Raw genomic sequence first — 6,613 nt, forward strand, 5'->3', positions numbered from 1 at the left:
GGCCGACGCCGGGGAAGACGGTCCCCGACGATTCGTAGGCGTGGTCGAGGGAGGCGACGACGTAGCCGCGGCTGGCCAGGTCCTCGGCCAGGGAGGTGAGGCTGGCCCGCGGCAGGCCGAGGCCGGGTGAGAGCACCACCAGCGGGTGGCGGCCGCGCCTGGGGGGCGTGCCGGTGTGGGCGTAGGTGCGGATGCCGCTGACGATCTCGGCGGGCAGGTCGGCGCCGGGGGCCTTGCGCCGCAGCAGGGACGCGGCCTCCTCCACCGTCATGAAGGGCGCCGGGGCGCCGGTGGCCGAGCGAGCGGGGTAGTACATCGAGACCATCAGGCGGCGCGGGCCCGATCGCGGGACCCACGGGTCCTTACGGCTGGTGTCGACCAGGTACAGGACGTCGCGGCCGACCGGATCGGGGCCGGTGGGGCGCGGCAGTTCCAGCCCGGCGACGGCCGGGGACGCGGTGGCGGCCGGGCCGGCGGGGGTGGAGGGGCCGGAGGGAGTGGCCGAGGCGGTCGGCGTGGCGCAGGCCGTGACGGCCAGGGCCAGGCAGGCTGCCAGCGGCCGGAGGAACAGCAGGGAGTTCATCGGATTCCTCTCAGGAGCGGTCAGACGTCGCGGGGTTGCACGACGAGCACGGTCAGGACGGCGGCGGCCAGCGGCCAGGCCGCGAACACGGCCCAGGAGCCGGCCACCGTGGGCAGGGCGGGGTCGTCGCGGAGCTGGGGCAGCCCCAGGCAGGTACGCCAGACGTAGAAGGGCACCAGGGCGTAGAGGTCGTTGAGCCACTGGTGGACGGTCGGCCGGAAGAACGTCGGCACGATGACCAGCACCGCGCAGACGGACACGACGGCGGCCGCGGTGTGCCGCAGCAGCGCGCCGATCCCCATGCCGACCAGCCCTGACACCGGAGCCAGGAGCGCGTTGGCGGCCAGCACGCGCAGCACGCCGGGATCGCCGAGGGCGACGGCGACGCCGCGGCCGGACAGGATGGCCTGGCTGACGCCGAAGGTGGCGGCCGAGACGAGCACGCCGATGGCCAGCAGCACGCCGCCGACGACGGCGAGCTTGGCGGCCACGACGCGGTGACGGGCCGGGACGGCGGTCAGGGTGGTGCGGATGAGGCCGGTGGCGTACTCGCCGACGATCGTCAGCGCGCCCAGGCCGCCGGCCCCGATCATGAACATGGTGGCCGACAGTCCGCTGAACGCCTCGTTCAAGGGGCTGAACATGGCCTTCTGCATCGGCGGGAAGTTCGGCCACTCGCGGTAGGCGTTCAGGGCGCTCTGGGCGGCGAAGGCGATGATGGCCAGCGGGCCGAGGCCGAGCAGCCAGCGGGTGGAGCGCAACGACCAGAGTTTGATCCACTCGGCGGCCAGCAGGTCACGCAAGCGGGCGGCCGTCATCGCCGGTCACCTGGCAGGGAGTCGGCATGGGAGTCGGCATGGGAGTCGGCGCGGTGGTCGGCGCGGTGGTCGGCGCGGTCGGCGGTCAGCTCCATGAAGGCCTGCTCCAGCGAGGCCCGGCGTGGGGCGAGTTCCCGCAGCACGATGCGCCGCTCGAAGGCGAGCTCGCCGATGCGGGCGGCGCTCAGCCCGGTGACGGTCAGCGCGCCGTCGTCGCCCTGCTGCGCGCGGGCGCCTGCCTGGGCCAGCACGGCGGCCAGTTCGGCGGGGGCGCCGCAGCGCACGGTCACCGACGAGCCGGTGCCGCGGGCGGCGAACTCGGCCACGCTCTCCTCGGCGATCAACTCGCCCCGGCCGATGACGACGAGCCGGTCGGCGGTGTGCTCCATCTCGCTCATCAGGTGGCTGGAGACCAGTACGGTGCGTCCTTCGGCGGCCAGGCGGCGGAACAGGCCGCGCACCCAGCGCACGCCCTCGGGGTCCAGGCCGTTGGCCGGCTCGTCGAACAGCAGCACCGGCGGGTCGCCCAGCAGGGCGGCGGCGATGCCGAGCCGCTGGCGCATGCCCAGGGAGAAGCCGCCCACCCGGCGGCGGGCCACGCTCTCCAGGCCCACCTCCCGCAGCACCTCGCCCACCCGGCGGTGCGGCAGGCCGTTGCCGCGGGCCAGTGCCGACAGGTGCGCCGCCGCGGTGCGTCCGCCGTGCACGTCGCCGGCGTCCAGCAGCGCGCCGGCGTGCCGCAGGCCGGCGCGGTGACGGGCGAACGGGCGGCCGCTGATGGTGGCGGTGCCGCTGGTGGGCCTGTTCAGCCCGAGGATCATCCGCATCGTGGTGCTCTTGCCGGCGCCGTTCGGGCCGAGGAACCCGGTGACGCAGCCCGGCCGCACGGTGAAGGTCAGCGCGTTGACGGCTCTCACCGGGCCGTAACGCTTGGTCAGTTGGTTGACTTCGATCACCTGGCCAACGGTGTCGCAGGCCGGGCAGGCGGGGCATCTGGCCGCAGGCCTGTTCGCGTACCGGTGGGGTGGCCCGCGGGCATAGGCCGGCAGGCCGATGCCCGCGGGGGCGACCGGTGACTACGATCGGCCGGGTGCGCGAACCAACGCCCAGGCCACCCTTGACGCAGCGGCTGCCGCACGGCGTGCGGACGGCGCTGTCGTGGTGCGCCGTGGTGGCCTGCCTGCCGCTGCTGTACGTCGTGACGCTGACCGACGGCGAGAGCCCGCTGCCGGTGGGCGCGGCACACTTCGGGTTCGCCGCCGCGACGGCGGTCCCGATGGTGTGGGCCCGGCGGCGGTCGTGCGCGGTGCTGGCGGTGCTGCTGGCCGAACTGGTCGTGGCGGTGGCCGTGGCGCAGCCCGCCGAGCGGATCTGGCCGCTGCTGCCGGCGGCCGACCTGCTGGTCTGTCTCATCACGGCCACCCGTACGCGCCGGAGCGGGCTGGTGGCGGCGGCCGCCACGCTGACCGTGCAGCAGGCGGTCTGGTACGGGACCCTGCTGGCCCAGGGGCTGCGCGCCGCCGCGCCGGGCTTCCTCGCGCTGTCGCTCCTGCTCGGCCTGGGCGTCGTGGTCGCCTGGACGGCGGGCACGACGCTCCGGCAACGACGCGAGTACGGCCAGGCGCTGCGTGCGCAGGCCGAGCTTCAGGCGGTCACGGCCGACCGGCTGCGCATCGCGCGAGAGCTGCACGACATGGTCGCCCACAGCATCGGCGTCATCGCCATCCAGGCCGGCGCGGGCGCCCGGGTGATCGACACCCGCCCGGACCAGGCGCGCCAGGCGCTCGGCGCGATCGAGGCCGCCGGCCGGCAGACGCTGCAAGGGCTGCGGCACATGCTCGGCGTGCTCCGCGAGCCCCCGGCCGCCGGAGAGCCGGAGACGTGGGCGGGGCCGGGGTCGGAGACGGAGACGGGGTTGCTGGCGGGGCCGGGGTCGGAGACGTGGGCGGGGTCGGGGTTGCCGGTGGGGCTGGCGGACCTCGACCGGCTCGCCGCGACGACCACGGCCGCCGGCCTCCACGTGGACGTGCGCCGCCGAGGCACGCCACGCGAGCTGCCCCCGGCCGTCGACCGGTGCGCCTTCCGCATCGTCCAGGAGTCGCTGACCAACGTCGTCCGCCACGCCGGCGCCCGCCACTGCCAGGTCGTCCTCGACTACGCGCCCGGCGAACTGCGCGTCGACATCACCGACGACGGACGCGGCACCGCCTCAGCCGTCGCGGGCTCAACCGGCGCGGGCTGGCCCGGCGGTGGGTACGGGATCGCCGGCATGCGCGAGCGAGCCGCCCTGCTCGACGGCCGCCTCAGCGCCGGGCCGCGCCCGCAGGGCGGCTTCCGCGTCACCGCGGCCCTTCCGCTGCCGCAGCACGCCCCGGCGGGCGAGAGCGGCCGCAGCACGCGCGTGGAGGCACGGTGACCGTCCGCGTCCTGCTCGCCGACGACCAGCCGCTGATCCGCGCCGGTCTGCGCATGGTCATCGACGGCACCGGCGACGTCGTCGTCGCCGGGGAGGCCGGGACGGGGGCCCAAGCCGTCCAGCTCACGCGGCAGCTGTGCCCCGACGTCGTCGTGATGGACATCCGCATGCCCGGCATGGACGGCATCGAGGCCACCCAGACCATCACCGCCGAATCCCCCGCCACCCGCGTGATCATGCTCACCACGTTCGACGACGACGCCAACGTCCACGCCGCGCTGCGGGCCGGAGCCAGCGGGTTCCTGGTCAAGGACATGGCGCTGGAGGACATCCTGTCCGCCGTCCACGTGGTCGCGGCCGGCGACGCGCTGATCGCGCCCAGCGTCACCCGCCGCCTCATCGCCGAGTTCGCCGGCCGCCCCCAACCCCGCCCGCTGCCCCGCGAGCCGCTGGGCGTCACCGCGCGCGAACGCGAGGTGCTGACCCTGGCCGGGCGCGGCCTGTCCAACGCCGAGATCGCCGCCCAGCTGCACATCAGCCCCGGCACGGCCAAGGCCCACATCGCCAGCCTGCTCACCAAACTCGGCGCCCGCGACCGGGTCCAGCTCGTCATCGCCGCCTACGACGCCGGCCTGGTCACCCCCCACCACGATCGATGACAGCCCGGCGGCCAGGCCGGCCGCGGCGAGGCGGCAGGTACGCACCTGGCGGCCACCCGACGCCGCTAGTGTTGTCGCCCATGAGTCAGGTGGGACAGGTGACGGCCCGCGCGCTGCTGCGCAGGCTGGCCGTCGAGCAGGCCGAGTGCAGGGTGCCGTCGCTGACGGCGGCGATCGTCCGCGACGGGCGGACGGTGTGGTTCGGCGGCCGCGGCCGCGTCGGCGACGGCCCGCCGACCCCGGCCACCCAGTACCGGCTGGGATCGATCACCAAGTCGATCGTGGCCGTGGCCGTCATGCGGCTGCGCGACGAGGGCAGGATCGCGCTGACCGACCCGCTGGAGCGTCACCTGCCCGGCACCGCCGCCGGGCAGGCCACCATCGCCCAGCTGCTGTCGCACACCTCGGGCCTGACCGCCGAGCCGCCGACCGACTGGTGGGAGCGCACCCCCGGCCTGGAGCTGCCCGACCTGCTCAAGCGGGTGGGCCCCGACCAGGTCAGGCACCGGCCCGGCCGGCTCTTCCACTACTCCAACGTCGGGTTCGCGCTGCTGGGCGAGCTGGTGGCCCGGCTGCGCGGCACCGACTGGCAGCAGGCCGTGCGGCAGGAGGTGCTGGCGCCGCTGGAGATGAACGCCACCACCGCCCGCCCCCGCGCCCCGCACGCCACCGGCTACGCCGTCCACCCGTGGGCCGACACGGTGCTCACCGAGCCCGAGCACGACGCCGTGGCCATGGGGCCGGCCGGGCAGCTGTGGTCCACCCCGCACGACCTGGCCCGCTGGGCCGCCTTCGTCGGCGGCGACACCGGCGGCGTGCTGTCGCCCGACACCCTGGCCGAGATGCGCGAACCGGCCGGCGTCGCCGACGGCGACTCCTGGACCGCCGGCTACGGGCTCGGCCTGCAACTGGCCCGCGTCGGCGGGCGCCGCCTGGCCGGGCACACCGGGTCCATGCCCGGCTTCCTGGCCACCGTGTGGGCCGACCCGGCCGAACGCGTCGGCGTGCTGTTCATGGCCAACACCACCAGCGGCATGACCGGCTCCCTGCCCACCGACCTGCTCGACATCCTCGACAAGCACGAGCCGCGCCTGCCCGAGGAATGGCAGCCCGCCCCCGCCGACCCCGACCTGCTGGCGCTGACCGGGCTGTGGCACTGGGGGCCCAAGCCGTACGCGCTGCGGCTGCTGCCCGAGCGCGGGCTGTCGCTGGCGCCCGTCGACGGCAGCGGGCGCGCCTCCCGGTTCGTGCCCCAGGACGACGGCACCTGGCTCGGGCTGGACGGCTACTACGCCGGCGAGAGGCTGCGCGTGGCCGCCGACCACCTCGACCTCAACACGTTCGTCTTCACCCGCGAGCCCTACGACCCGGCCGCGCCGGTGCCGGGCGGCGTGACCGGCTGGCACGCCTGACCCGCCCAGCCGCCCCACACGGACCGGGCCGGACGGCCGACGGCGTCAGCCCGCCGGACGGCGACCGGCCCGCGGCGTCAGGCCGGCGGGCCGGTCAGGGCCGGTCAGGGCCGTTGCCAAGGCGGCGGCCGGGCCGGGCGGCAGCGCGCCGTGCACCAGCTCCACCCGGTGCACCAGGCGCGGCGCCACCAGCGGCACCCCCCGCCCGGCCGAGGCGGGCAGCAGGGTCAGCCCGTGCCCGGCGGCCACCAGGTTGAGCACGGTGTGCACGTCGTCGCCCTGGTAGACCAGCGCGGCGGCGAACCCGTCACCGGCCAGGTCGCGCAGGCGCGGCAACGGGCACAGCGGCGTCTGCAGCCAGCGGGCGTCGACGAGGTCGGCCAGCCGCAGCGCCCGGCGTCCCGCCAGCGGATGCCCTGGCGGCAACGCCACCACCAGGTCCTCCTCGCTGACGCCCACCGTGGTCATCGGGCCCGACTCCGGCAGGCGCAGCGGGTCGCTGGGCGCGGCGATGCCGTCGGCCAGCCCCAGCTCGGCCTCCCCCTCGGCCAGCAGCTCGGCCAGCCGCTCCCGGTCACAGGTGCGCACCTCCACCCGCAGCCGCGGCTGGGCGGCGCGCGCCTCGGCCAGCCGTCCGGCCAGCACCGCGTTGACCGCCAGCGGGGTCGCGGCCAGCCGCAGCCGGTGGGCCGGCTGGGCCGCCGCGCGCAGCACGTCGGCGCGCG

General features: G+C 76.2%; 7 protein-coding genes. 3 read left to right on the top strand and 4 right to left on the bottom strand.

The window, feature by feature from the left end; translation table 11 throughout:
* From ACWCSD_RS44675 to ACWCSD_RS44685, 3 genes are all read right to left on the bottom strand, one after another.
* A partial coding sequence (locus tag ACWCSD_RS44675) for an alpha/beta hydrolase (RefSeq protein ID WP_449924458.1) occupies positions 1-583 on the bottom strand: 583 nt, incomplete at its 3' end.
* 20 nt (positions 584-603) lie between these two features.
* Positions 604-1,401, bottom strand: coding sequence for a hypothetical protein (locus ACWCSD_RS44680; RefSeq protein ID WP_449924461.1), 798 nt, complete (start codon positions 1,399-1,401; stop codon positions 604-606).
* The gene (locus ACWCSD_RS44685) at positions 1,398-2,357 is read right to left on the bottom strand and encodes an ABC transporter ATP-binding protein (RefSeq protein WP_449924463.1); all 960 of its coding nucleotides are present in this window, start codon (positions 2,355-2,357) and stop codon (positions 1,398-1,400) included. The genes ACWCSD_RS44680 and ACWCSD_RS44685 overlap by 4 nt, the downstream gene beginning before the upstream one ends.
* A 134-nt stretch (positions 2,358-2,491) precedes the next feature.
* On the opposite strand from ACWCSD_RS44685, the gene ACWCSD_RS44690 reads away from it, so the two are divergent.
* The 3 genes from ACWCSD_RS44690 (at position 2,492) to ACWCSD_RS44700 (ending at position 5,888) form a co-directional block, all read left to right on the top strand.
* Positions 2,492-3,817 carry a sensor histidine kinase gene (locus ACWCSD_RS44690; protein ID WP_449924468.1) on the top strand — a complete coding sequence of 442 codons (1,326 nt, stop codon included), beginning with the start codon at positions 2,492-2,494 and terminating at the stop codon, positions 3,815-3,817.
* Complete coding sequence (locus ACWCSD_RS44695; RefSeq protein WP_449924471.1) at positions 3,814-4,476, top strand: response regulator; 663 nt, start codon at positions 3,814-3,816, stop codon at positions 4,474-4,476. The genes ACWCSD_RS44690 and ACWCSD_RS44695 overlap by 4 nt, the downstream gene beginning before the upstream one ends.
* An 80-nt stretch (positions 4,477-4,556) precedes the next feature.
* Positions 4,557-5,888, top strand: coding sequence for a serine hydrolase domain-containing protein (locus ACWCSD_RS44700; protein WP_449924474.1), 1,332 nt, complete (start codon positions 4,557-4,559; stop codon positions 5,886-5,888).
* Between the two features lie 45 nt (positions 5,889-5,933).
* Here ACWCSD_RS44700 and ACWCSD_RS44705 read toward each other — a convergent pair.
* A partial coding sequence (locus ACWCSD_RS44705) for a LysR family transcriptional regulator substrate-binding protein (RefSeq protein ID WP_449924477.1) occupies positions 5,934-6,613 on the bottom strand: 680 nt, incomplete at its 5' end.

It is taken from the genome of Nonomuraea sp. NPDC001684 (assembly GCF_053596515.1).

Excerpts from the sequence above, each read along its gene's own strand:
- ACWCSD_RS44700 (WP_449924474.1), top strand. The coding sequence starts at position 4,557 with ATGAGTCAGGTGGGACAGGTGACGGCCCGCGCGCTGCTGCGCAGGCTG.
- ACWCSD_RS44680 (WP_449924461.1), bottom strand. The coding sequence starts at position 1,401 with ATGACGGCCGCCCGCTTGCGTGACCTGCTGGCCGCCGAGTGGATCAAA.